This is a genomic window from Janthinobacterium sp. J1-1, assembly GCF_030944405.1.
Lineage (GTDB): Bacteria > Pseudomonadota > Gammaproteobacteria > Burkholderiales > Burkholderiaceae_D > Janthinobacterium.
This window is the reverse complement of the sequence record NZ_CP132339.1, coordinates 3,291,832-3,317,825: the sequence shown is the minus strand read 5'-3', so window position 1 is coordinate 3,317,825 and position 25,994 is coordinate 3,291,832. Positions and strand designations below refer to the sequence as shown.

Sequence of the window (25,994 nt, the reverse complement as noted above, 5' to 3'; positions counted from 1 at the left end):
ACGCATAAATAACGAGGGTTTGGAGACAACATGCTTACGAAAACAAAATGCGCCGCCGCCATCATCGCCCTGGGCACCCTGTCCGTTGCCGGCGTGCTGCACGCACAGAATAAAAAGCCGGTCGATATCGTCACCGTCGTCAAAATCACCGGCATGAGCTGGTTCAACCGCATGGAAGTGGGCGTCAAGGAATTCGGCGCCGCCAATGTGGGCGTGGTCAATGCGCGTCAGATCGGCCCGGCCCAGTCCGACGCCGCCCAGCAGCAACGCCTGGTGGAAGACCTGGTGGCGAAAAAGGTCGATGCGATCGCCGTCGTCTCGATGGACCCGCTGACCCTGGAACCGGTGCTCAAACGCGCACTGGACCGCGGCATCAAGGTCGTCACGCATGAAGCGGACAACCAGAAGAACACCCTGGTCGACATCGAAGCGTTCGACAACACGGCCTACGGCGCGCGCCTGAACGAGCGCCTGGCCGAGTGCATGGGCAAGACCGGCAAATGGTCGTCCCTGCTGGGCTCCCTGGGCAGCCAGTCGCAGGTGCAATGGGCCGACGGCGGCGCCAACAATGCCAAGAAGTATCCGAAGATGACCCTGGTCGACGCCAAGAACGAAACCGCCAACGACGCCGAGAAAGCCTACGGCAAGGCGAAGGAAATCCTGCGCAAGCATCCGGACATCAAGGGCTTCCAGGGTTCGTCCTCGCTGGACGTGCTGGGCATCGGCCGCGCCATCGAAGAAGCTGGCCTGACCGGCAAGATCTGCGTGTACGGTACCGGCCTGCCAAGCGAAGCGGCCAAGTTCCTGGAATCGGGTGCGGTCGGCGGCATCGCCTTCTGGGATCCGAAAGACGCCGGCATCATGATGAACAAGGCGGCGCTGATGCTGGTGCAGGGCAAGACCATCACCAACGGCATGGACATGGGCGTACCGGGCTATAACGCGGTCACCGTGAAAAAAGGTCCTGGCGTGGGCATTATCGTCACCGGCAAGGCCTGGGTGGAAGTGGATAAATCCAACTACAAGAAATACGCATTCTAAAACGGCGCCCTGACCATCGGCCTGGCACCCTGCGTGCCAGGCCGATGCTGGCAACGCCTATCGCAGAAAGAATCGATTCATGACCAGTACCACCCCAATTCCGGCGGCCACGTCGAAGACATTTTTGCAGCTCGAAGGCATCCACAAGCGCTATGCCGGCGTGCATGCGCTGCGCGGCGTCGATCTGACCATCGAAGCCGGCGAAATTTATCACTTGCTGGGCGAAAACGGCTGCGGCAAGAGCACCCTGATCAAGATCATCTCCGGCGCCCATCCTCCCAGCGAAGGGCGCATCACCATCAATGGCCAGCCGCATGAGGCGCTGACGCCGCTGCAGTCGCTGGCGCTCGGCATCGAGACCGTGTACCAGGATCTGTCGCTGCTGCCGAACATGAGCGTGGCCGAAAACGTGGCCCTGAGCGAGCAGCTGGTGGCCGGCAATGGCCGCCTGGCGCGCCGCTTCGACCGCCGCGCCGTCGACGCCACCGCCGCACGCGCGCTGGCCGCCGTCGGCCTGCCGTCCGATCCCCATTTCCTTTCCACCCGCGCGGATGAACTGCCGATCGCCACGCGCCAGCTGCTGGCGATCGCGCGCGCGGTGGCCACCAGCGCCAAGATGGTGATCATGGATGAACCGACCACCTCGCTGACGCAAAAGGAAGTCGACAACCTGGTATCCGTCATCGAAGGCTTGCGCGCACAAGGCGTGGCGGTGCTGTTCGTCAGCCACAAGCTCGATGAATGCTACGCCATCGGCGGCCAGGCCATCGTCTTCCGCGACGGCGCCAAAGTCGTGCAAGGGCCGATCGCCAACTTCACCAAGGCCGAACTGACGCACGCCATGACGGGCAAGCAGCTCGATGGCGGCCGTTACCGCAGCAGCCGCCTGCATGTCGATGGCGAAGGCGAACTGCTGCGCGTGCGGGGCCTGGGCCGGCGCGGCTATTTTTCCGGCGTCGACCTGACCCTGCACAAGGGCGAAATCCTCGGCATCACGGGCCTGCTCGATTCGGGCCGCAATGAACTGGCGCTGGCCCTGGTCGGTGTGCAGGGCGCGGACAGCGGATCGATTTTCCTCGACGGCAAAGAGGTCACCTTGCGCAATCCGGGCGACGCGATCGCCCACCGCATCGGCTATGTGCCGGAAGACCGTTTGAGCGAAGGCCTGTTCCTCGACAAATCGATCCGCGAAAACATCATCACCACGGTCTTGAATACCTTGCGCAGCCGCTTCGGCGCGCTCGACGCCGGCCGCGCGCAGGCGCTGGCGCTGGCCACCGTGAAGGACCTGCAGATCGCCACGCCCGACGTCGACCGCCCGGTGCAGTCGCTGTCGGGCGGCAACCAGCAGCGCGTGCTGATCGGCCGCTGGCTGGCGATCCATCCGCGCGTGCTGATTTTGCACGGCCCGACGGTCGGCGTCGATGTCGGCTCGAAGGACATCATCTACCGCATCATCCAGCGTTTGGCCGAAGACGGCCTGGCGGTGGTGCTGGTCAGCGACGACCTGCCCGAGCTGCTGCAGAACTGCGACCGCATCCTGATGATGCGCAAGGGCCAGATCGCCAATACCTTCGACGCCGACGGCCTGGCCGAAGAAACCCTGTACCACGCCCTTATTTCCGACAGCAAGGTGGCAGCATGAATACCACAACCATGAAAAACAGCAGCGTGACCCTGGCGGCAGCCGACCTGGGCGCACCGAAAATCACGCTGCGCCAGCGCCTGGCGCGCCATCCGCAGCTGTTCACCCTGGCCCTGATCGTCGCCGTCTGTCTGGTGGTGGGCGCGATCAATCCCGAGTTCTTCCAGCTGGCGATGGTGTTCGACATCGTGCGCGCCTGTACGGTGCTGGGCCTGTTCGCGCTGGGCGTGATGATCGTGCTGGCCGCCGGCGGCATCGACGTGTCGTTCGCGGCCATCGCGGCGCTGACCATGTACGGCATCACCAAGCTGGTGATGACGCAGTTCCCCGAAACCAGCATGGTGGTGATCCTGGTCGCCGGCGCCGCCGGCGGTACGCTGCTGGGCGTGCTCAACGGCCTGCTGGTCGACTGGCTGAAAGCCCCGTCGCTGATCGTCACCATCGGCACGCAGTACCTGTACCGCGGCATTCTGCTGACCTTTATCGGCACCGTGTTCTTCATGAACGTGCCCCATTCGATGGATGCCTTTGGCAAGCTGGCCGTCTGGCGCCACGACACGGCCACCGGCGTGCACGCGGTGCTGCCGGCCACCGTGCTGGTGCTGGTCGCTGCCGCCGGCCTGACCTGGTGGCTGCTGAACCGCACCCTGATGGGCCGCGCCGTGTACGCCATCGGCGGCAGCCTGCCGATCGCCGAACGCCTGGGCTACAAGCTGCGCACCGTGCACCTGTTCGTGTTCGGCTACGCGGGCTTCCTGGCCGGCCTGGCGGGTATCGTGCATGTGTCGAGCACGCGCCTGGCCAACCCGTTCGACCTGGTCGGCATGGAGCTCGACGTGATCGCCGCCGTGATCCTCGGCGGCGCGCGCATCACGGGCGGCAGCGGCAGCGTCAGCGGCACTTTGCTGGGCGTGCTGCTGGTCACCCTGATCAACAACGTGCTGATCCTGGCCGGCGTGCCGAGCACCTGGCAGAAGGTGATTGTCGGTACCTTTATCGTGCTGGCGGGGGCGGTGTTTGCGAGCAAGCGGTCGTCGTAAAGCTGCTGGGCAAACCGTGGCAAGCAAGAGAGATCAAGTGCCAACGCGGGAAGGTGGCCACTGGCGGGCGGCATGCAGCACACGCAGTATCCTTATCAAGCCGCCGGAAGTGTCATAGACAAGGATGTAATTCTGGTGCGCTACCAGCTCACGGGTACCCGCTACACGGCCAGGTTTGCCCAGGCCTGGATGATCGGCCAGACGGCCCGCCTTTTCCGCAAACAGCTCATCGAGGGCGAGCGCGGCGGCCGGGTTGTCGGCTTCGATGTGGTCGTAGATGTCGCTGCGGTCCTGGATCGCCTCTGGCGTCCAGACAACTCCATCACTCGGTCGCTCCCAGCCGGCGACGTGTGGCGGCGCGCCTGGCAGCGAACCTGGCTTCAACCTCGGCAGCCGGGATGAGGTCTCCGGAATTGGCCGAGTCCAGGCCGCCCTGCACCTGGCGACGGAACCAGGCGTCGTGTTCTGCCGCTTCCTGCTGCTGCCGAACAAAGTCACGCATGAAGTCGCGCAGTAGCTGGGCCCCGGTACGGTCGCGGCCCTTGGCGGCTGTGGTGAATTGTTCTTTCAGGCTCTCATCGACCCGGAAAGTAAAGGTTGCTTCGCTCATGGTCATGTTCCTGATGTGTTACAACGTCATTACAGAGTAGCACAACAGGTGGCATCCGCAAGCTGACGCCATGCATGATGCAAACTGCACCGTGTACGATGATCGAATCAAATGAATGGCGGAAAACAGTAGGAGTCGAACCTACGGGAGAACGTCTGACGCCCTCCACCGGGTTTGAAGCCCGGCCACATCACCGGATGAGTGTGCTTTCCGCGGTGCTGGTACTAATTGCTGGCTGGAGCGGTGGCATAAGACCACTGCGCGTTCGGGCGTAATAGATGCCCATTGCCAACCCGTCGAGTATAACCGACCCGGTCGAAATATTCCAAGACCTGGATCGCCCGCTTGCGGCCCAGGCCGCTGGCGTCGCGGAAGGTGGCGGCGCCCACGGATCCTGACCCTTCCGGCAAGCCTCCTTGCGCTTCCGCCTGTTGCGCCAGCTGGCGCACCAGCAGCGCCAGCTCGGCCAGTGCGGCCGGATGATAGAACAGGTCGTGCACCACCTGGTTGATCTGGCCCGCCTTGGCCAGTTTGCGCAACAGCCTGCGCGTTGCCTCTTCTTCCACGCCGAATGTACGCGACAAATCGCGTGTCCATGGCGGCTCGAAACGGCCCTGCTCCAGCGCCGCCAGCATCGGCTCGGCCATGGCCTGCTCTGCCGTCGTCAGCTCGACGCTATGATCGGGCAGGTGCAGGTGCGCGCCGCGCGCCATGACGGCGCCGCCGGCCAGCAAGCCGTCGACCAGGAAACTCCACAAGGCGTCTTCCATCTCGGCGTCGACGATGCGTTTCAGGCGCCACAGTTCCGGTCCCGCCTCATCGGGGGCGCGCGCATGGAAGGTCGCCAGGGCCGCCAGCACGCGCTCGTCCAATGCCGCCAGCGCTTGCGGCGCCAGCAGCAGGGCGTCGCCGCCGCGCAGGGCGATGCGGCGGGTGTCGTCCGGCAGGGCGATCACGGCGGCAGGCAGCAGCGACAGCCGCACCAGCAGGGACTCCCTCAGCCCCAGCGGGCTTTGCCCCAGCAGCGACGCGTAGTTGCCATGCGCGACAAAGGCAGTCAGCGCGTCGAGCCAGGCCAGCCGGGCCGGGCTGCGCCGCTTGCGCGCGGGCCCGAACGGGTCGAGCACCATGCCACCGCCCACCGTCTGCGTGGCCTGCGCATTGCGCACCACGAAACGGTCGCCGGGCACGGCATGCATGGGTGCCTCGAACACCAGCTGCACGCGGGCCGTCTGGCCGGGTGACAAGGTATCGCCATCGAGCACCACGGCGCGCGCCAGCTGGTGCGCCGCGCCCAGGTGCACATGCAGCGGCGACCAGGCTTTCAGGTGCACGCCGCTGTCGGGCAGCAGGCTCAGTTCCACGTCGATGCGCTCGGAACACTGGGCCAGCTCGGGCGCGACGATCCAGCTGCCGCGCTCGATGGCGTCGCGGCCGATGCCGGCCAGGTTCAGCGCCAGGCGCTGGCCCGCCACGCCGGCGTCAGCCGCGCGGTTCTGCGCATGGATGCTGCGCACGCGCGTCTCCAAGCCTGCTGGCGCCAGCTGCAGGGTGTCGCCCACTGTCGCCGTGCCTGCCAGCGCCGTGCCGGTAATCACCGTGCCCTGCCCCGACAAGGTAAACACGCGATCCACGCCCAGGCGGAACAGACGCCGTTCATCGCGCTGCGGCAGGCTGCGCGCCACCTGCGCCAGGTGCGCCAGCAGCGCCGCCACGCCGGGATCGTTGTCAACGCTGGCGGCAGTGGGAAACAACGGGCTGCCGGCCAGCGGCGTGGCCGCCAGCAGCGCGGTGATCTCACGCTCCACCTGCGCGATGCGGGCCGCATCAACGCGGTCGATCTTGGTCAGTGCCACGGCGCCGCGCGTCACGCCCAGCAGCTGCAGAATCGCCAGGTGCTCGCGCGTTTGCGGCATCACGCCATCGTCGGCCGCCACCACCAGCAGCGCGAAGTCGATGCCGGTGATACCAGAGGCCATGGTGCGAATGAATTTTTCGTGGCCCGGCACGTCGATCACGCCCAGCACCGTGCCGTCCGCCAGCGGCAGATAGGCGTAGCCGAGTTCAATCGAGATACCGCGCGCCTGCTCTTCCTTCAGGCGATCCGTGTGCACCCCCGTCAGCGCGCGCGTGAGGGTGGTCTTGCCATGGTCGATATGGCCTGCGGTGCCGACGATCATGCGCTCAGCTCACCGAGTTGCGCCACGAATGCCGCCTGATGCGACGCTTCCAGGCAGCGCAGGTCCAGCCACAGGGTGTCCTGCGCGATGCGCCCGATTACGGGGCAAGGCAGGCCACGCAGGCGCTGCTCCAGCGTGCCCAGGGGATTGCTCAGGCGCGAACCGGGCGCGCTGCGGATCGCCAGGCCGAAGCTGGGCAACTGGTCGACCGGCAAGGCGCCGCTGCCGATCTGGCTTTTCATCGCTTCCGACGCGACCACATAGGCGGAGCCCAGCACGGCTTGCAGCAACGGCAGCAGGGTGTCCGCCTGGGCGCACATGGCGGCCGCAGGGCGCGTCAGCAAACGCAGCGTGGTCAGGCGTTCGGCCAGCAGGTCGGGCGCGCGGTACAGCTGCAGCACGGGTTCCAGAGCCGCCAGCGTCAGTTTCCCCACGCGCAGCGCGCGTTTTAACGGATTGCGCTTGATCTTCGCGATCAAATCGGCACGGCCGACGATCACGCCGCATTGCGGGCCACCGAGCAATTTATCGCCGCTGAAGGTGACCAGGTCGGCGCCCGCCTCTATCGTTTCGCGCACCGTGGTTTCATGCGGCAAGCCATATTGCGCCAGGTCGACCAGGGTGCCGCTGCCCAGGTCGACGGCGGTTGGAAGCGCGTGCATGGCCGCCAGCGGCACCAGTTCGTCGAGCTCCACGCTTTTGGTGAATCCGGTGATCGCGTAATTGCTGCAATGGACCTTCATCAGCAAGGCCGTGTCTTCATTGACGCCATTGGCGTAATCGTGGGGATGGGTGCGATTGGTGCTGCCCACTTCGCGCAGCACGGCGCCGGCGCGCGTCATCACGTCGGGAATGCGGAAGGCGCCGCCGATTTCCACCAGCTCGCCGCGCGAGACGATGACCTCTTTTCCCTGCGCCAGGGTATTCAACATCAGCAGCACGGCGGCCGCATTGTTGTTGACGATGGTGGCCGCTTCGGCGCCCGTCAGTTCGCGCAGCAGTTCCTCGACCAGGTCGTCGCGGTCGCCGCGCTTGCCCGTCTCCAGGTCGAATTCCAGGTTCATCGGCCACTGCAGCGCTTCCACCACGGCCTGCACAGCCGCGTCGGGCAGCAGGGCGCGGCCCAGGTTCGTGTGCAGGACGGTGCCGGTCAGGTTGAAGACGGCGCGCAGCTGCGAGCGCGATTGCGCCTGCAGCCGTTCGGCCATCTGCGCGGCAATGGCGGCGATTGTCGCCCCCTCTTCGCAGACTGCGCCAGCCAGCATGGCGGCACGCAATTCGGCCAGCACGGCGCGCGCGACGGCCAGCGTCTGCACGCGGCCGTATTGCGCAATCAGTTCCAGGCAAGCCGTGTCGCCCAGGATGCGGTCGACCGATGGCAGGCGCACGGTTTGCCCGGTCGTCATGACTGCTGGCCCTCGCTTTTTCCGAGCCACAGCAGCGGATTGCCGCTGGCGCGCTGGTAGCCCGCCTCGCCCACCAGCAGATCCAGCATCAGGCTGGCCAGGTCGTCGGCCAGCGGCTCGACGTTGTAATCGTGCTCCTGGTTGAAGACCTTGCGGTAGGTATGGCAGTCGTCGCAGGTTTCCGCGCGCGCCACTTTTTTCGGGTCATTCGCCTTGTTGGGCAGCTTGTCGTCCTTGGCCGTGACCGGATCGAATGGCGCCGCGTCGTTGGCGTCCAGGCCCTGGTAAGCGATCTTGCCGTTCTGCTCGCAGGTCGAGCATTTCACGCGCACCATATGCCATTCGCTTTCGCAGATGCCGCAGTGCAGATAGCGGTAGCCCTGCGACTGGCCGCCGATGCGGATCACGCTGGCGACCGGATGCGAACCGCAGACGGGGCACAGCGCGCCCGTCTCCAGGTCGGGCACGCGCGCGGCGCGCAGCTGGCTGGCCGAACTGGACCACAGGATCTGCAGCGCGGCGGCGACAAACGGCGCATGCATGGGGTTCAGGTTGTCGCCGTTTTCATCGAGCACGGCATCGGCGCAGGCGTCCAGCGCCGCGTCGTCCAGCGCGCGCAGCTGCGCCAGCACTTGCGTCAGGCCCGTGGCCAGCGCCGGCTGCAATGCGGCCGTGGCGGCCAGTTCCGTCAACAGGTCATGGAAGATCGTGCGCCAGACGGGCGGACGGGCGCCGCTGACGGGCAGCACCGGCATGCGGTGCTGGACCGCGCGGCGCAGCGCATCGGCGTCGGCCACCGGCACGGCGTCGGGCGCCAGTTTGGCCACCACCGCCGCCTGCGCATCGGCCAGCGCGGCCATCAGCACCAGGTAACCCTGCATGCCGGCGTCGACCGGTATGCCCTTGATGTTTCCCTGCGCCAGTTCGCGCAAGCGCAGGGCGCGCGCCGTAAACAGGCTGGTGGGCTGCGGCAGCAGCAGGCGCGGAATCGCGTTGTGGTCCAGGCCTTCGATTTCGCCTGGCTGAAGAATTCGTTGTACCAATGGAGTTCCCATCAAAAAAAGCAAGGCAGAGCCAGCGAATGGCGGCTATGCCGTAAAGTATTTTAATCGATAAAAAGAACGGGGCCAGTCCGTTGCGACTGACCCCAGTTCTTGCACTCGGGTTAAAGCGGCAAACCCTAGTGTTTGTCGTTGCGTATCACCGCCTCGAACCACTTAGGATGGTGCTTGCGCGCCCAGCCATACGTGACGGTGCCGCGCACCATGGCGCCGATCGAGCCCTTGACCCACAGGGCGGCATAGATATGCACGATGATCGAGCAGATAATGCCGAACGCGCAGACCGAGTGCAGCAAGGCAGCGGCGCGGATGACGGGAATCGGGAAATAGAACGCGAAATACGCGCGCCAGATCACGATGCCCGACAGCAGCAGACCGCACATGCAGAACAGCAGCACGAAGAACAGGATCTTCTGGCCGGCGTTGTACTTGCCGATCTTCGGCAGCTTTTCTTCGCGGTTGTTGAGCACGTCATCGATCTGCTTGAGCCACTGCTTGTCGCCGTCCTCGAACTTGTTGTGGTGCCAGAAACGCACCACCAGGATCGCGAACGAGACAAACATCACCAGACCGGCAAACGGATGCAGGATGCGCGTCCATTGCCCGCCGCCGAACAGCAGCGCCAGCCACGCCATCGACGGATGGAACATGGCCAGGCCCGACAAGGCCAGCATCACGAAGGTAATCGCCGTGATCCAGTGATTCGTGCGCTCATTGGGGTTGTAGCGCTGTATCAGCGGATTGCCGTCCTTGTCGCGAAGCTTGTCATCATGATGTTCAACGTGGCTCATGCTGTTCCTCCTCCCGGATGCGGTTGGCCTCTTCCAGTGCCTCGTGCTCTTCGTCTTTGCTCACCTCGTTCGGACCGACACGCGTGTAGTGGAAGAAGCCGGCCAGCGCCGTCGCGGCCATGCCGGCCACCGCCAGCGGCTTGGACCAGCCCTTCCAGAAGCCGACCATCGGACTGATCCGCGGCCGGTCCGGCAGGTTGGAGTACAGGCGCGGCTTGTCGGCATGGTGCAGCACATACATCACATGCGTGCCGCCCACGCCCAGCGGATCGTACAGGCCGGCGTTTTCAAAGCCGCGCGACTTCAGGTCGACGATGCGCTCTTCCGCATGCACCTTCATGTCCTCCTTGGTGCCGAACACGATGGCGCCGGTCGGACAGGTCTTCACGCAGGCCGGTTCCTGGCCGACGGCCACGCGGTCCGAACACAAGGTGCACTTGTAGGCGCGGTCGTCCTTTTTCGAAATGCGGGGCACGTCGAAAGGACAGCCGGCCACGCAGTAGCCGCAGCCGATGCAGTTTTCTTGGTGGAAATCCACAATGCCGTTGGTGTACTGCACGATGGCGCCCGGCGCCGGGCAGGCTTTCAAACAGCCCGGGTCTTCGCAGTGCATGCAGCCGTCCTTGCGGATCAGCCATTCCAGGTTGCCGTCGTTGCTTTCGTGTTCGGCAAAACGCATCACCGTCCACGATTGCGGCGTCAGGTCGGTCGGATTGTCGTAGGTGCCATGGTTTTCGCCGACTTCATCGCGCAAGTCGTTCCATTCCATGCACGCCGTCTGGCAAGCCTTGCAGCCGATGCACTTCGACACATCGATCAGCTTGGCGACCGTGCCCGTCACCGGCGTCCTCGCCTGCGGCGGGGTAACGGTGGTGGCGGACAGGCGCCGGATATCTAAGGATTGCAGTGCCATTATTGAGCTCCCATCATGCTTTTTCCACCTTCACCAGGAAGGACTTGAATTCCGGCGTTTGCGAATTCGCATCCCCCACGCCCGGTGTCAGGGTATTGATCAGATACCCCGGCTTGGCCACGCCCGTGAAGCCCCAGTGCAACGGCAGACCAACGGTATGCACCTGCTTGCCCTCGATCATCAAAGCCTTGATGCGCTTGGTGACGACGGCCTTGGCGATGATATGGCCGCGCTTGGAACTGACGCGGACCTCGCCACCGGCCACCACGCCGATGCTTTTCGCCAGCTCTTCGCCGATTTCAACGAATTGCTGCGGCTGGATAATGGCGTTCAGGCGTGCATGCTTGGTCCAGTAATGGAAATGCTCGGTCAGGCGGTAGCTGGTCGCCACATGCGGATATTCCTCATGGGTGCCGAACATTTTCCGGTCATCGGCGAACACGCGCGCGGCCGGATTGCTGGTCGCCTGCGGGTTTTTCGGATGCATCGGGTTGTAGCCGAGCGGATTTTCAAACGGCTCGTAATGTTCGGGGAACGGCCCTTCGGCCATGGCGCCGCGCGCAAAGAAACGCGCCACGCCCTCGCCCAGCATGATGAACGGCCCCATGCCGTTTTCCGGCGGTTCGTCGACCTTGAAGTCGGGAATATCGGCCCCGCTCCAGTTGGTGCCGTTCCACTCGATCAACTTGCGGGTCGGGTCGAAGGCCTTGCCCTTCAGGTCGCAGGAAGCGCGGTTGTACAGCACGCGGCGGTTGGCCGGCCACGCCCAGGCCCAGCCCAAAGTCTGGCCGATGCCGGTCGGGTCGCTGTTGTCGCGCCGTCCCATCTGGTTGCCCGCCTGCGTCCAGCTGCCGGCGAAAATCCAGCAACCGCTGGAGGTCGTGCCATCGTCGCGCAGCTGCGCAAACGAAGCCAGCTGCTCGCCCTTTTTCACCAACAATTTGGTGGCGTCCTTCGGATCGTACAGGTCGGCCAGCGCCTTGCCGTTGAATTCACGAGCGATCTCTTCCGGCTGCGGGTTATGCGGCTGCGCATAATTCCACGTCAGGTTGACGATAGGGTCCGGGAACTTGCCGCCCTCTTTCTGGTACATGGTGCGCATGCGCAGGAACAGGCCCGACATGATCTCCAGGTCGCTGCGCGCCTGGCCCGGCGGTTCGGCCGCCTGCCAGTGCCACTGCAGCACGCGCGAGGAGCTGACCAGCGAACCGCGCTCTTCGGCGAAGCAGCTGGTCGGCAAGCGGAACACCTCGGTCATGATCTTGCTCGGATCGACTTCGTGGTACTGGCCGTGCGGCTTCCAGAATTCGCCCGTTTCCACCGCCAGCGGGTCCATGATCACGAGGAACTTCAGTTTCGACAGCGCCTCGGTGACCTTCTGCTTGTTCGGCGCGGACGCCAGCACATTGAAACCCTGGCAGATATAGCCGGTCATCTTGCCTTGGTGCATCAGCTCGATGGCCTGCATCAGGTCGTACGGCTTGTCGAGTTTCGGCAGGTAGTCGAAGGCGTAATTGTTTTCCGCCGTGGCAAAGTCGCCCCACCACGTCTTCATAAAGCTGACGTGGAATTTGCGGTAATTGCTCCAGTAGCTGAGCTGGTTCGGCCGCAGCGGCTTGGTGGCGCGCGCGGCGATATAGCCATCGAAGTCTTGTTCGGACTCGTTCGGCAGGGTCATGTAGCCCGGCAGCAGGTTCGACATCAGGCCCAGGTCGGTCAGGCCCTGGATGTTCGAGTGGCCGCGCAAGGCGTTCATGCCGCCGCCGGCGATGCCCATATTGCCCAGCAACAGCTGCACCATGGCGCCCGTGCGGATGGTCTGCGCACCGGTCGAATGGTGGGTCCAGCCCAGCGCATACAGGATGGTGCCGGCGCGGCCGGGCACGGCGGTCGAGGCCAGTGCTTCCGCCACTTTGTGGAATTTCTCAGGCGACACGCCGCACGTGCGTTCGACCATTTCGGTCGTGTAGCGCGCGTAGTGCTTCTTCATCATCTGGTAGACGCAGCGCGGGTGTTCCAGGGTCGGGTCGACCTTGGCGTAACCATCGTCGCCGATTTCGTAGTCCCAGGTGGCCTTGTCGGTGTACTTGCCTTTTTCCTTGTCGAAACCCGAAAACAGGCCATCTTCGAAGGCATAGTCTTCGCGCACGATAAACGGCATGTCCGTGTAGTTGCGCACGTACTCATGCTGGATCTTGTCGTTCGTCAGCAGATAGTTGATGATCGCGCCGAGGAAGACGATGTCCGTGCCGGTACGCGTGGCGCAGTAGTAATCTGCCACGGATGCGGTACGGGTAAAACGCGGATCGACCACGATCAGCTTGGCCTTGTTATGCGCCTTCGCTTCCGTGACCCATTTGAATCCGCAAGGATGTGCTTCTGCTGCATTGCCGCCCATGACCAGGATCACATCGGCATTCTTGATATCGACCCAATGATTCGTCATCGCGCCACGGCCAAACGTCGGGGCAAGACCTGCCACCGTCGGTCCGTGTCATACACGCGCCTGATTATCAAAGGTCAGCATCCCCATGCTGCGCACTGTCTTGTGGGTCAAATACCCTACTTCGTTGCTGCCGGCGGACGCGGCCAGCATGCCGGTGGAAAGCCAGCGGTTGACGGTCTTGCCGTCGGCATTCTTTTCGATCAGGTTGGCGTCGCGGTCATCCTTCATCAGGCGCGCGATCTTGTCGAGCGCCACATCCCAGGAGATCGGTTGCCATTCGGTGCCACCCGGTGCGCGGTACTCGGGCACTTTCAAGCGATTGGGGCTGTGGATGAAGTCGATCAGGCTGGCGCCTTTCGGGCACAAGGTGCCGCGATTGACGGGGTGATCGGCATCGCCTTCCACGTGAATGATGCTGGAGACGGCGTTTTTCGCGCCATCGCCCAGCCCGTACAACAGGACCCCGCATCCTACCGAACAGTAAGGACAGGTATTGCGTGTCTCGGTGGTCCGGGACAGCTTGTATTGCCGCACTTCCGCCAGCGCCTGGCCCGGTGCAAAACCGAGCATGGCGAGGCTGGAGCCGGCAATGGTCGCGCCAGTTACCCTGAGGAACTGGCGCCTTGACATCTGAACCATATCAGGCCTCTATGAGGTGAGTAAAATAAAAAGATCATGGCAGCTTCATATTGATAAGATATAAGCAACATGCTTGTGCCATATGACTGTATTTTACGCCTCAATCACCGATGGGGCTGCATCAAGAGATCAAGATTACTGATAGACAATATTTCTTCACATTAAATTATGGTTTCTTTTAAGCAATAAACCCCGCCGCCGCCGCCAGTTGCAAGGTCAATCCGCCGGCCGGCAAGATGGGCGCCAGACGCACCGCCTGGCCCGACCACAGCAGGCTGAAGTCGCCATTGCCCTGCGCCTCGGCCTTTTGCTTGAGCAGCAACGAGGCGCCGCCGGCCAGCGGAAAGGCCGGCGCCAGCGAACTCATCGGCCCCCTCTCCGTCACCAGCCGGTTGGCGATCCCACGCGCGGGCCGCCCCGTAAACACATTGGTGAGCCGCGTCTGGTCGTCGCGCGCCTGCGCCAGCGCGGCGCGATGGATGGCCGAGGTGCGCGCTTCCGGACACAGCAGATAAGCCGTGCCCACCTGCACCGCCGAGGCTCCCAGCGCCAGCGCCGCACGCACGCCACGCGCGTCCGCAATGCCGCCGGCCGCGATCACGGGCAGCCTGACGGCGTCGGCAATCTGCGGCACCAGGGCGAAGGTGCCGACTTGCGCATCGATATCGTCTGTCAAAAACATGCCGCGGTGGCCACCCGCTTCCCAGCCCTGGGCGATGATGGCGTCGCAACCGTGGTGCTCCAGCCATACGGCTTCCGCCACGGTGGTGGCCGACGACAGGATCACCGCGCCGCTCGCCTTGACCCGCGCCAGCAGTGCGGGCGCCGGCAGGCCGAAGTGAAAGCTGACCACGCCGGGGCGCAGCTCTTCCACCAGCGCGCACATTTCCTCGCCAAACGGATGTCGCACCGAGGTGGGGATGGGCAGCGCCGGATCGATGGCCAGCTCGCCATAATAGGGCGCCAGGTGCGCGCGCCAGGCCGCTTCGCGTGCGGCGTCCACTTCAGGCTGCACGTGGCAAAAGAAGTTCAGGTTGACGGGCTTGTCGGTCGCGGCGCGAATCGCCTGCATCTCGGCGCGGATCTGCTGCGCGTCGAGTCCGGCGCAGGCGAGCGAGCCGAGGCCGCCCGCCTGCGCCACGGCGATGACGACCTCATGCATGGCGGCCGCCACCATCGGCGCCTGGATCACGGGCAGTGCCACCCCCAGCAAACTGGTGATGCGTTGGTCAGGAAGAGTGTTCGTCATGGCGGTCCTTTCGTCAGGGGTCTGCCCCATTAGACTATGCCAGCGGGCTTTCTGCCAGCGGCAACGCTGGCGTCACCAATACCGAATGGTCGAACTGCTGGCGCACGCGCTGCAGGAACGCCGCCAGCGCGGCCGACACGAAACCGTCGCGGCGGCGCACGCACAAGGTTTCCACCGTGCCCGCGCCATCGGGCACCACATGCATGGCCAGGCTGTTATCCAGCAGCAAGGGTTCGACCAGCGCGCGCGGCAGCAGGCTGATGCCGATGCCGGCGCGCACGCAACCGAGGATGGCGTCGAGCGAACCGAGTTCCATCACGCGCAAGCGGGCCGTGCCACGGCGCCGCATCACGGATTCGAGCAGTTCGCGGTAGGAGCAGCCGTCGCGAAACACGATCAGCTTGGTGTCCTGCAGATTGCTCCAGATACTGGCCGGACCGAACACGCTGACCCACGGTGCCGTCACCAGCACCAGCTCTTCCACGCCGACCGGTTCCGCCAGCAGTTCGGGCTGGGCGGCCAGGTCGATCACGGTGGCGGCCACCAGCGCCGCATCCAGGCTGCGCGCCAGTACGGCGTCGCGCATCTGCTGCGAGGTCCCGGTGCGCAACGTCAGGTCGACCTCGGGAAAATCCACGGCGTAGCACACCAGCATGTCGGGCAGGCGCAGCGCGGCCGTGGTTTCCATCGCGCCGATCAGCAGCGGCCCGGCCGGCTCGGCTCCCGCCTGCATCGCCTTGCCCGCCTCGGCCAGGGTGTGCGCGATGGCCGCGGCATACGGCAGCAGGCGTTCACCGGCACCGCTCAGTGTCATGCCGCGTCCGTGGCGGTAGAACAGCGGCACGCCCAGTTGCTGCTCCAGCCGCTGGATGCGCTGGGTGACGTTCGACGGCACCGTGCCCAGCCGGGCGGCGGCGCGCGTGACGCTGCCGCCGTGCGCCACGGCGGCGAAAAATGCAAGGTCGGTGGAATCCATGGCGGTCACTGGCGTTCAAAACGCCAGTATCCCATGAACAACTACAAGCTGTAGCGCAAGGTCAGCGCCACATTGCGCGGCGCGCCCGGCAAGCTCAGGTTCGGACTGCTGCCATGACCTGAAACGATGTAGCGCGTGTCGCCCAGATTATTGACGTTCAGCTGCACTTCATACTTGCCGGTACGGTAAGCCGCCATGGCGTCGGCCGTTACATAGCCAGGCAAGACCACCGTGTTGCCCGGATTGGCAAAGCGGCTGCCGACGGCATTGGCGCCGCCGCCCACCGTGAAGCCGCCACCGAGATCCTTGGTGAGCCAGAAATTGGCTGTCTGGCGCGACGTCAGGGTGGCGCGCTTGCCCTTGACGGCGACCGCACTGGCGGTGGTGGCGCCCGGCGTATTGACGCTGCGGTCGACGGCGATGGAATCGGTGATGGTGGCGTCCAACCAGGCATAGCCGGCCGTCATGCGCCAACCACCGCGCAGGTCGGCATTGAAGCTCAGTTCCAGGCCATCCGTGCGCTGCGTGCCGACCGGCACGATGCGATTGGTGATGGGATCGCTGGTCTTGATATTGTCGCGCTCGAGACGGAACAAGGACACCGTGGCGCTGGCGCGGCCGCCCAGCAAGTCATATTTGGCGCCCACTTCCGTGTTGCGCGTCGACTCGGGCGCCAGGTCGGCATTGTTGGCGGCCAGCGCGAAATTTTCGCCGCTGGGCTGGAACGAGCGGCTCCACGAGGCGTAATAGGATTGCGTGGCGCCCGGCTGCCAGACCAGGCCGGCGCGCGGACTGAAGTCGGCATCGGTGCGCTGCAAATTCGCTGTGGTGGCGCCGGCCGCATTGACCAGGCGCGACTTCTGCCCGTAGCGGTCGTAGCGCAGGCCGGCCAGCGCCTTCCATTCTTCGCTGAAGGTCAGCGCATCCTGCACATAGGCGGCGGCCGTGTCATAGGTACCGAAGGTGTCGCTGCGCACGCCCAGTTTGGTGCGATCGACGCGCGGCAGCACGGGGTGGACAATAGCCACATTGGTCGCCACCACGGTCGATGCCCAGCTGTTGGCATCCTTGCCCTGCGTACCGAATTCCGCGCCGTACAGCACTTCATGGCGGACACTGCCCGTGACCAGCTTTTGCGTCAGCTCGGTCTGGTTGAACCAGCCGCTTTCGTCTCGGTTGAGCTTGGCATGCCCGAGGTTCATGGTGGCGCGCACCTCATTGACGTTGCCCGAGATATTCGTGTTGTTGCGGTCGAGGTGGTAATCGTAGTAACGGAAGCCATTGCGCAGCGACAGCGTGTCGCTGAACTTGTGCGTCAGGGTGGCGGAAGTCGATACCACGCGAGACTGGCTGAAATCGGCATCGCGCGCATTGGCCGCGCCATAATAGGTGCGGGCATCGACGCTGACCGGACGGCCCTGGTAGGAAGGAATGCCGAAATCGGTCAGGCGGCGGTCTTCCAGGTAGTCGCCCTGCAGCAGCAGTTGCGTGGCGGCGGACAGGCGGATCGCCACCGATGGCGCCAGCGCCGTGCGATCCAGGAACTGCTGCTCGCGGTAGCTGTCGGCCAGTTCACGCGCACCCGTCACTCGCCACGATACGTCTTCACCGGCGCGGCCCACATCGATCTCGCCCCGGCGCCCCGCCGTATTGGTCAGGCTCAGCGCCACGTCGCTCACGTCAATGCCCGGCTTCTTGCTGACGCGGTTGACCAGGCCGCCCGACGAGCCACGGCCATACAGCACGGCCGCCGGTCCCTTGATCACCTCGAGCCGCTCCACATTCGACAGGTCGCGGAAATACAGCGCATCGTCGCGGAAACCATCGACGAACTGGTCGCCGATGGCCGTGAAGCCGCGGATGAAGACCTGGTCACGCTGGCCATCGCCGGTGGACAGCCCGACGCCCGGAATATTCTTCATGATGTCCTGGATCGACAGCGCGTGCTGGTCGCGGATCACGGCGGCCGGCACCACATTGATGGTCTGCGGCACGTCGCGCAAGGCCATTTCCGTCTTGGTGGCGCTGCCCGAGGTGGGCGCAACGTAGCCGGCGCCATCCTTCGCGGCCGTGACCGTGACGGCCGGCAAGCTGTCCTGGGCCAAGCTAAGTGGTGGTAATGCCGCGCCAGCAAATGCGCCCAACAAGGCGATGGTCATGCGTGCAAGAACGGGTTTGTTGCGCGGTTGCATAGATTTCCTGTTATTTATTTGAATGAGAAGCATTCTCAAGACAATATTAACAGCAGCCGTTCTGCAAAGTAAGGAAAATGTAAGTAACAGTACTTATAGACAGGCCACTTGAGGTAAATAAACGACAGCAAACCAGTATCAAAATACCATTTAAATTGCTTTGAAAAACTATTTCTCTACATCAATGCTATACTCGCCGCTTGTCGGGAGACGATTTATCAGATCGCCGCTCCCTTGGCTACACCTCCATCGCCACGCATGATGTGGCTTGCCGCAACGAACCACGCGGCACCCGAAGACCCCGATCCCCTGCGCCTTGCGGCGCCTGTCCGCCCTTGCTGGCGGCGGCGATCATGATTACTGAACTGTTAGGACCACCATGAAAAACCTGAACATCGGCGGGCGCCTCGGCGTCGGCTTTGCCATTGTATTGCTGTTGCTGACCGCCTTGACCGTGACCGCCATCGTGCGCATGCAAACGGCCAGCGACCTGACTTATCGCCTGATCCATACCAGCATCAAGAACCAGCGCATGGTGGCCGAATGGGCCAAGATCATCGAGATCAACAGCGTACGCGGCGTCGCCACGTTCGAGATGAGCGATCCGGTGGCGCGCGCCAAGATGGAACAGGAGCTGAAAGTCCACGCCGAGCGCTCCAGCCAGCTGCAGGACCAGATCGCCGCATCGCTGCGCAACCCCGCCGTCAAGGAACAGTTCCAGGTGGTGCGCAAGGTGCGCATCGACTATGTCACCGTGCGCGGCCGTGCCTTCCAGCTGAAAGCCGATGGCGATTTCGACGGCGCCAAGCGGATGTTCGAGAAGGACGTCACGCCGATCACCACCGCCTACCTGGCGGAAGTGAAACGCTTTTCCGAGATGCAGATCGCCGCCGCAGATGGCGTCGCCAACAGCATCATGGACACCTACACCAGCACGCGCACCCTGCTGATCGAACTGGGCCTGCTGGCCATCGTGGTGGGCGTTGTGTTTGCCTGGCGCATCACGCGTTCGATCACGCATCCGATCCGCGCCGCCGTCAAGGTGGCCGAAACCGTGGCCGCCGGCGACCTGACCAGCACTATCCTGGTAGCCAGCCGCGACGAAACGGGCCAGCTGATGCATGCCCTGAAAACCATGAACGACAGCCTGGTGGCCATCGTCGGCCAAGTACGCAGCGGCACCGACACCATCGCCACGGCATCGTCCGAGATCGCCGCCGGCAATATGGACCTGTCCTCGCGTACGGAGCAGCAGGCCAGCTCGCTGGAAGAGACGGCCTCATCGATGGAAGAGCTGACCTCGACCGTCAAGCAGAATACCGATAACGCACGCCAGGCCAACAAGCTGGCCGGCGACGCGGCCGATATCGCCAGCCGCGGCGGCGCCGTGGTGGCCGATGTGGTGTTGACCATGGGCGACATCAATGCCTCGTCGAAGAAAATCGTCGACATCATTTCCGTCATCGACGGCATCGCCTTCCAGACCAATATCCTGGCCTTGAACGCGGCCGTGGAAGCGGCGCGCGCCGGCGAGCAGGGCCGCGGCTTTGCCGTGGTGGCCACCGAAGTGCGCAACCTGGCGCAACGTTCCAGCGCAGCCGCCAAGGAGATCAAGGGCCTGATCGACGACTCGGTGCAAAAAGTCGACGCCGGTACGCGCCTGGTCGACAAGGCCGGCCGCACGATGGAAGAAATCGTGCAAAGCATCGGCTTTGTCACCTCCATCATGAGCGAAATCAGCAACGCCAGCGAAGAGCAAAGCGCGGGCATCGAGCAGGTGAATCAAGCCATTTCCGAAATGGACCAGGTTACCCAGCAGAACGCCGCGCTGGTGGAAGAAGCCTCGGCCGCCGCCGAAGCGATGCAGGAACAGGCCAGCGAACTGGCGCAGGTGGTCAGCGTATTTCGTCTCGACACCGGTGCAGCGGCGCCGGCACGCGCCAGCCGGCCAGCCGTTTCCGCAGCGCCAGCGAAGAAAGCCCCTGCCCCTGCCTTGAGCTTGCCGGCACAGCGCAGCAAGCCGAAGGCCAGCAGCAGCGAAGGCGAGTGGGAAGAGTTCTGACAAGTTACATCTTCAGTCCACCAGCCGCCGGTCCAGGTCATAGCGCGGCAGCGCGAAGTCCTCGTCGATCTTGCGAACCTTGGCCGCGGCGCCTGGTTTCAACAGCGCCTGGATGCGTGAGCTGCCGAAGAACCGTTGCAGGATGCGCGCGACGGAGATCCCGAAGCGCGTCTTGACGTGCATGAGCCGAATCAGCCGGGGACTCAGCTCCCGCTGTGAACGCTCGGCATACGGCCGCAGGAGGCGCTCATACGCCTGGAAAGCCTGGGTGTGGGTCGCGCATTGCTTGATCTCTCCCGCCAGGACATAGGCGCCCACCAGCGCCAGGGCCGTGCCCTTGCCCGTGAACGGCGTGGGGCAATGTGCCGCGTCGCCCAGCAACACCAGCCTGCCTTTCGACCAGGCGGATGCCTGCACCTGGCTCATCGGTCCGAAGTAGAAGTCCTGTACCGCGCCGAGTTCGGCGATGATTCGATCGGCCACCGTGCCGCGCCCCTCCAACGCGGCACGCAGCATGTCGCGCCGTGACTGCTGCGGCGGTCTCTGCGGGTCGGGCTCACTGGCCGGAAAGGTCATCAGGACGGTCGTCTCCGTGGGGCCACCAGGCCTGAGGTTGATCATCGTTCCGCCGATGCCGTTGACGGAACAGGCCCAGAAGTCGTCTTCCGGACGCCGGGGAATCTTGAAAAACGCCATGTAAGCGCCGAGGTAGCGCATGCGCGTTTCATCCGCCAGCGCCAGGTCCCTGGTTGACGAGCCCAGACCATCGGCGCAGATCACGAACGCGAATTCCTCTGCCCTGCCGTCGGCAAAGGTTGCGCGCACGCCATCCTCGATTTCTTCAATGGCATCAACGGACGTGCCAAAACGGTATTCGCACCTGTCGCGCGTCGCATCGAACAAGACACGGGCGAAATCGCCGCGCAGGATTTCGAAATCGCTGGTCAGGCCACCGATGCTCCCCTTGGGAAAAACGGCCACCACCTTGCCGGCCGCGTCCAGCCACTTCTGTCCGCACTCCAGCGTGTCACGTGCTGCGATCTGTTCCGTCAACCCCATCAACTTGATGACCTGTTGCCCGGCGCCCTTCACATCGACGTTCTGCCCGCCATCCCTGAAGGCACTGGCCTTTTCGACAATGACCACCGAGTAGCCGTACTGGACCAGCCACCATGCACATGCCGGGCCGGCGATACCGCCACCGCAGATCAGGATTTTCTTCGTTGCGTCCATCGTGTCAGCTCTCATGCTTGTAATTGAGCATCCATGTTAGGTGGGCACTGTCTTGGCCACAAGGAGCAGACTTGCCATGTTATATTGAATTCTTGCCACACCTATCCGACCTGTTTGAAAGTTCCCGATGCCTGTTTTCAGCGACGCCATCTCCATCGACTGGGAAGACCCGGATACCGTGCCGCGGCCCGTGATGACCGTCGGCGCCGCCGGCCTGGACATGGCGGCCACGGGCCCCGACGGCCGGCCCCTGATCGACAGCGGCAAGGAAGCGCACTTCCACCACCATCGCAAAGGTCAGTTCCTGCTGTGGCTGCGTGGGGTGCTTACCTGCGAGGTCGCCGGCGGCTTCTGGCTGGTGCCGCCGGGAAGCGCCATCTGGGTACCTGGCGGCGTGCTCCATCGCATGGAGACGGCCGGCACGGTCGAGTGTTACGTGGTCTATGTCGATCCTTCCGTGGGCGACGCGATGCCGCGATATTGCTGCACCTTGCCGACCACGCCGCTGCTGCGCGAGCTGGTCATCCGTTCAGCGGCATTGCCGATGCGCTATGAGGAAGGCGGCATGGCGTCACGCATGATGACCTTGCTTCTCGACGAAATGGCGTTGGCGCAGCCCGGGCAAATTCATTTGCCCATGCCGACAGACAAGCGGCTGCGCAAACTGGTCGAGTGGATCATGGCGAATCCCTCCGCTCCGGGAAGCATCGACTCCTGGGCACACCGGATGGACATCAGTGCGCGCACTCTCTCGCGCCTGGTCTCCAGAGAAACCGGCATGAGTTTCGGACGCTGGCGCAGGCAAATTCATATCCTGCTCGCCCTGCAATGGCTGGCCAGGGGCGCGACGGTACAGGATGTCGCAGACGGCCTGGGCTACGAGAACGCGAGTAATTTTGTGCTCATGTTCCGTAAAATTCTGGGCGAAACGCCGGGGCGCTACTTGCAATCGAACGGATGATGCGCCAGCGCACGACCACTGTCCAACGCAAGCCACGATATCCGGGTAACAGCGGGAAAGGCAGCGTCGCCGCTACAATCGCGCTTCGATCTTTTTGAAGGAAGCGCCGTGCACCTGTCCGTCAACCGCCTGGCCCTGCCACTGATGCTGCTGGGCGCCGCCATCCTGCAAGGTTGCGGCACCTCGCCGCGCCAGCAAAGCAACGCCACGTCAACTGCGTCGACCGGCCCTGGCTACTGCATCGGCCGCCTGGCCGTTACCTCACAAGAGCCCTTGCAGTTCCTCGGTGGCACCACGCAATTTTACTGGGGCGATATCGACACCTGGCGCGAAGACGCAGCCAGCTATCGCCTGCGCGTGCTCGCTGCGCAGGCGAGCGTCGACGGCGCGCGCGTGCGGCAACTGCTGAAACCGGTGGAAACATTGCCGCATCACGAAGGCGTATTGATCGTCGCGCGCGAAGAAGACCAGCAGCCCTTCGATCCGAACGTGGTGCAGGTCACCGGCTTTATCCATCGCGACGGCACCACCATGCGCTTCAGGAAGAGCGCTGTCAGCCGTTTGCAGGACGTGACGGAACAACGCGCCAGGGAAATCCTGGCGGCCAGCGATGTCGGCAGCACACCGTTCCCTCCGGCACGGCAGGCACAGGATGGCTTTTGCGTCATGCACGGCATGGTCAAGCTGTACCCCCTGCCCGGCTGGCACGAGGCCACGCGCACGGAAGGCAAGTTCATGCTGCAAGGAGCTCCTTATCGCTTCAGCCTGCGCACACGCTACCTGCGCGCGCTGTCGCTGAACGCACTGGAAGCGGACAACCAACGGCTGGTGCTGGCGGAACTGGCCGGCGGCACGCCGGGCAGCCCGCTGACGGAGCAGGCATTGCATCCGAACGCCAGCCTGCTGACCCTGCGCACGCTGGCAGGCAGCAGCAAGCGCATCGTGGAATGGCGCTTGCCGGCCAGCAGCGTATCACCTGCTACGCCGGTGACGTTCCTGTACGTCTGGCCCGAATCCGATACCTTGACTACCGAGCAGGACGCCGCTTTCACGCAGTGGCTGGCATCGCGGCCGCAGCAGGGTACGCCGCTGTTGCAAATACAGTCCGTGCGCACCGCCGCCACGCAGGCCAGGCCGGCACCGGTAGCCGAAGAAAGCAAGGCGGTATACCGTGTGCAGCTCACTTACCAGGGCAAGCAGGATGCGGGCAACCGCCATTACCTCATCTCGCGCGACGGCAAGCAGGTCGACGAAGGCCGCAGCGACGCAGCAGGTTTTACCCGGGCGCACAATGCCGATTACGACGAGATATGGGGCACCAAAGTCATGAACAAATAATCAGTGTTGAGCGGCCAGGCTCGCTTCGGTGTCGCTGACCAGGCTGGCCAGTTCGCGCGGCAAAGGCTGGGCCAGGAAGGCCAGCGCCAGCGCCTCGGGCTCGATGGCGGCGTCGAGCGGCAGGCCCGTCTCAAAGCCGCCCACCATGGTGCGGCAGAAATGTGGCGACTGGGGCCGCGTTTCCACGTACCAGCAACCGGCATGGGTCTGCACGAAATATTCGCCGATAAAGTAGCCAAGCATGGTCTTCACCCATTGCCAGCTTTCATCGCGTATGGCAATCGTGCGCATGGCCGCATCGATATACGGCAGGTATTCGGCCGCATTGCCCAGCACTTCATGCGCCGGCTGCATGCCCAGGCGCTCGACAAAGCCGACCAACGCACCGCCCAGCTCGTCGTAATAGATATCGAACGCCGCCAGGCTGCGTTGCAATTGTTCTTCCTGTTCACGCGACAGCATCGCCACCTCTTCTTCAATCACATTAATCATGTTCAGGCCATGCCTACATCGACGCCGGCGCGCGCCAGCAGCGCTTCATTGCGCTTGGACAGATGCCGCACTTGCAGATGCTTGCCGGCCCGGTCGTAGCGTTCATACAGGCTTTCCAGCGCGGCGATCGCCGAATGGTCGGCCATATGCAGATGCTTGCAATCGAGTACCACGCGCGCCGGGTCGGTGGCCGGCTGGAACAGTTCCTGGAAATGCGCGGTCGAGGCAAAAAACAGGGTGCCGTGCGGCAGGTACACACGCTCGCCGGCCGTACTGTCATCGATATCGGCGCGCATCTCGCGCGCATGTTGCCAGGCAAAGTTCAGCGCCGCGATAATGATGCCGCACACCACCGCCATTGCCAGGTCGGTCAATACGGTGATGATGGTGACAGCGACGATCACCAGCGCATCCTGTTTCGGCACCTTGCCCAGCACGCGCAGCGACCCCCAGGCAAACGTTTCCTGCGCCACCACGAACATCACGCCCACCAGCGCGGCCAGCGGAATGCGCTCGATCAGCGGCGACAGGAACAGGATAAACAATAAAATCATCACGCCGCTGGTCAGGCCCGACAGGCGCGAGCGGCCACCCGAACTCAGGTTGATCATGGTCTGGCCGATCATGGCGCAACCGCCCATGCCGCCGAACAGGCCCGACACCACGTTCGACGCACCGAGCGCCACGCATTCGCGATTCGGCTGGCCGCGCGTTTCCGTCATTTCGTCGGTCAGGTTAAACGTCAGCAAGGTTTCCAGCAAGCCCACCATCGCCATCAGCGCCGCATACGGGAAAATGATGCGCAAGGTCTCGCCATTGAACGGCACCGTGGGCCAATGCAGGGCCGGCAGGCCGCCGGCGATATGCGCCAGGTCGCCCAGGGTACGCGTCGGCAGTTGCAGTGCATAGCTGAGCACGCCCACGCCGAGTATCGCCACCAGCGCCGGCGGCACGGCCTTTGTCAAACGCGGCAGCAGGTAGACGATGGCCATGGTCAGCGCCACCAGCGCGCACATCACGGCCAGCGGCGTGCCCTGCAGCCAGCCATGGCCTTGCGGCGTATTCTGGCGAAAGTGTTCCAGCTGCGCCATGGCGATCACGATCGCCAGGCCGTTCACAAAGCCCAGCATCACCGGATGCGGCACCATGCGAATGAGTTTCCCCAAACGCAATATACCGAACAGCGCCATGATGATGCCGCTCAGCACCACGGTCGCCAGCAGGTATTGCACGCCATGCTGGGCCACCAGCGCCACGATCACCACCGCCATCGAGCCGGCCGCGCCCGAGATCATGCCGGGCCGGCCGCCAAACACGGCCGTCATGGCGCAGATGATAAAGGCGCCATACAGGCCCATCAGCGGATTGAGCTGGGCCACCAGGGCAAACGCGATGCACTCGGGCACCAGCGCGAACGAGGTAGTCAGGCCGGCAAGAAAATTCTTTTGTATATTCGGGAACCATTCGGCCCGAAACGGTGCGTTGATCATTGAACCATCCAGTTAAAACATTGAGAGCGGCCTGGTGCGGCGCATCCGGGCGCAAGCAGGCATCAGTTTCGCAGGGGAAACCGGCGTGTGGGCATCAGTTGGAAGGTCAATGACTACATCGGTATGGCGGAATGGGACGATAAACCGCGCGCCGGGCGGCGCTGCTGGGCCAGCTTCGGATTATACAAGATTGCCCGGCCCAGCCAGCATCGTCAAAAATATCCGACAA

General features: G+C 63.9%; 20 protein-coding genes and 1 tRNA gene. 6 read left to right on the top strand and 15 right to left on the bottom strand.

Annotation, left to right across the window (positions count from 1 at the left end; genetic code table 11):
- The first annotated feature begins 30 nt into the window (after positions 1-30).
- From Q8L25_RS15085 to Q8L25_RS15075, 3 genes are all read left to right on the top strand, one after another.
- The gene (locus Q8L25_RS15085) at positions 31-1,041 is read left to right on the top strand and encodes a substrate-binding domain-containing protein (RefSeq protein ID WP_065307723.1); all 1,011 of its coding nucleotides are present in this window, start codon (positions 31-33) and stop codon (positions 1,039-1,041) included.
- 79 nt (positions 1,042-1,120) lie between these two features.
- Positions 1,121-2,686 (top strand): sugar ABC transporter ATP-binding protein, encoded by a 1,566-nt coding sequence (locus Q8L25_RS15080; RefSeq protein WP_308925581.1) that lies wholly within the window; start codon positions 1,121-1,123, stop codon positions 2,684-2,686.
- Positions 2,687-2,697: 11 nt separating this feature from the next.
- A complete protein-coding gene (locus tag Q8L25_RS15075) occupies positions 2,698-3,726 on the top strand; it encodes an ABC transporter permease (protein WP_308925730.1) in 1,029 nt (342 codons plus the stop codon).
- A gap of 33 nt (positions 3,727-3,759) precedes the next feature.
- Here the strand turns inward: Q8L25_RS15075 and Q8L25_RS15070 are convergent, their stop codons facing one another.
- The 12 genes from Q8L25_RS15070 to Q8L25_RS15015 all read right to left on the bottom strand — a co-directional run bounded on the left by Q8L25_RS15070 (position 3,760) and on the right by Q8L25_RS15015 (position 18,189).
- A complete protein-coding gene (locus Q8L25_RS15070; protein WP_374694277.1) occupies positions 3,760-4,110 on the bottom strand; it encodes a type II toxin-antitoxin system RelE/ParE family toxin in 351 nt (116 codons plus the stop codon).
- On the bottom strand, positions 4,049-4,336 hold the full coding sequence (locus Q8L25_RS15065) for a hypothetical protein (protein ID WP_308925580.1): 288 nt from the start codon (positions 4,334-4,336) through the stop codon (positions 4,049-4,051). Before Q8L25_RS15065 ends, Q8L25_RS15070 begins: the two co-directional genes overlap by 62 nt.
- Before the next feature lie 116 nt (positions 4,337-4,452).
- Positions 4,453-4,548 (bottom strand) — tRNA-Sec (locus Q8L25_RS15060).
- A 12-nt stretch (positions 4,549-4,560) separates the two neighbouring features.
- Entirely contained in the window at positions 4,561-6,516 is a 1,956-nt protein-coding gene (gene selB / locus Q8L25_RS15055; RefSeq protein ID WP_308925579.1) for a selenocysteine-specific translation elongation factor, read from the bottom strand.
- Positions 6,513-7,922: an L-seryl-tRNA(Sec) selenium transferase gene (gene selA, locus Q8L25_RS15050; protein WP_308925578.1), complete on the bottom strand. Its 1,410-nt coding sequence runs from the start codon at positions 7,920-7,922 to the stop codon at positions 6,513-6,515. The genes selB and selA overlap by 4 nt, the downstream gene beginning before the upstream one ends.
- Positions 7,919-8,965, bottom strand: coding sequence for a formate dehydrogenase accessory protein FdhE (fdhE, locus tag Q8L25_RS15045; RefSeq protein WP_308925577.1), 1,047 nt, complete (start codon positions 8,963-8,965; stop codon positions 7,919-7,921). Before fdhE ends, selA begins: the two co-directional genes overlap by 4 nt.
- A 137-nt stretch (positions 8,966-9,102) precedes the next feature.
- Positions 9,103-9,774, bottom strand: coding sequence for a formate dehydrogenase subunit gamma (locus tag Q8L25_RS15040; protein ID WP_308925576.1), 672 nt, complete (start codon positions 9,772-9,774; stop codon positions 9,103-9,105).
- Positions 9,761-10,687, bottom strand: a complete 927-nt coding sequence (gene fdxH / locus Q8L25_RS15035; RefSeq protein WP_308925575.1) for a formate dehydrogenase subunit beta — start codon at positions 10,685-10,687, stop codon at positions 9,761-9,763. Before fdxH ends, Q8L25_RS15040 begins: the two co-directional genes overlap by 14 nt.
- Before the next feature lie 13 nt (positions 10,688-10,700).
- Positions 10,701-13,772, bottom strand: a complete 3,072-nt coding sequence (fdnG, locus tag Q8L25_RS15030; protein ID WP_308925574.1) for a formate dehydrogenase-N subunit alpha — start codon at positions 13,770-13,772, stop codon at positions 10,701-10,703.
- Positions 13,773-13,950: 178 nt separating this feature from the next.
- Entirely contained in the window at positions 13,951-15,021 is a 1,071-nt protein-coding gene (locus Q8L25_RS15025; RefSeq protein ID WP_308925573.1) for a nitronate monooxygenase, read from the bottom strand.
- 34 nt (positions 15,022-15,055) lie between these two features.
- Complete coding sequence (locus Q8L25_RS15020; RefSeq protein ID WP_308925572.1) at positions 15,056-15,997, bottom strand: LysR family transcriptional regulator; 942 nt, start codon at positions 15,995-15,997, stop codon at positions 15,056-15,058.
- Between the two features lie 41 nt (positions 15,998-16,038).
- Complete coding sequence (locus Q8L25_RS15015; protein ID WP_308925571.1) at positions 16,039-18,189, bottom strand: TonB-dependent siderophore receptor; 2,151 nt, start codon at positions 18,187-18,189, stop codon at positions 16,039-16,041.
- A gap of 379 nt (positions 18,190-18,568) precedes the next feature.
- Here Q8L25_RS15015 and Q8L25_RS15010 point away from each other — a divergent pair, with 379 nt between their 5' ends.
- Positions 18,569-20,251: a methyl-accepting chemotaxis protein gene (locus Q8L25_RS15010; protein ID WP_308925570.1), complete on the top strand. Its 1,683-nt coding sequence runs from the start codon at positions 18,569-18,571 to the stop codon at positions 20,249-20,251.
- A 12-nt stretch (positions 20,252-20,263) separates the two neighbouring features.
- Here Q8L25_RS15010 and Q8L25_RS15005 read toward each other — a convergent pair whose 3' ends face one another.
- Positions 20,264-21,484: an FAD-dependent monooxygenase gene (locus Q8L25_RS15005; protein ID WP_308925569.1), complete on the bottom strand. Its 1,221-nt coding sequence runs from the start codon at positions 21,482-21,484 to the stop codon at positions 20,264-20,266.
- A 127-nt stretch (positions 21,485-21,611) separates the two neighbouring features.
- Between Q8L25_RS15005 and Q8L25_RS15000 the strand changes: the two genes are divergently transcribed.
- Positions 21,612-22,445 (top strand): helix-turn-helix transcriptional regulator, encoded by an 834-nt coding sequence (locus Q8L25_RS15000; protein WP_308925568.1) that lies wholly within the window; start codon positions 21,612-21,614, stop codon positions 22,443-22,445.
- Positions 22,446-22,553: 108 nt separating this feature from the next.
- On the top strand, positions 22,554-23,783 hold the full coding sequence (locus tag Q8L25_RS14995; RefSeq protein ID WP_308925567.1) for a hypothetical protein: 1,230 nt from the start codon (positions 22,554-22,556) through the stop codon (positions 23,781-23,783).
- Here the strand turns inward: Q8L25_RS14995 and Q8L25_RS14990 are convergent, their stop codons facing one another.
- Both Q8L25_RS14990 and Q8L25_RS14985 read right to left on the bottom strand, forming a co-directional pair.
- The gene (locus tag Q8L25_RS14990) at positions 23,784-24,275 is read right to left on the bottom strand and encodes a hypothetical protein (protein WP_308925566.1); all 492 of its coding nucleotides are present in this window, start codon (positions 24,273-24,275) and stop codon (positions 23,784-23,786) included.
- 2 nt (positions 24,276-24,277) lie between these two features.
- Positions 24,278-25,765, bottom strand: a complete 1,488-nt coding sequence (locus Q8L25_RS14985; RefSeq protein ID WP_308925565.1) for a SulP family inorganic anion transporter — start codon at positions 25,763-25,765, stop codon at positions 24,278-24,280.
- Positions 25,766-25,994: the final 229 nt, after the last annotated feature.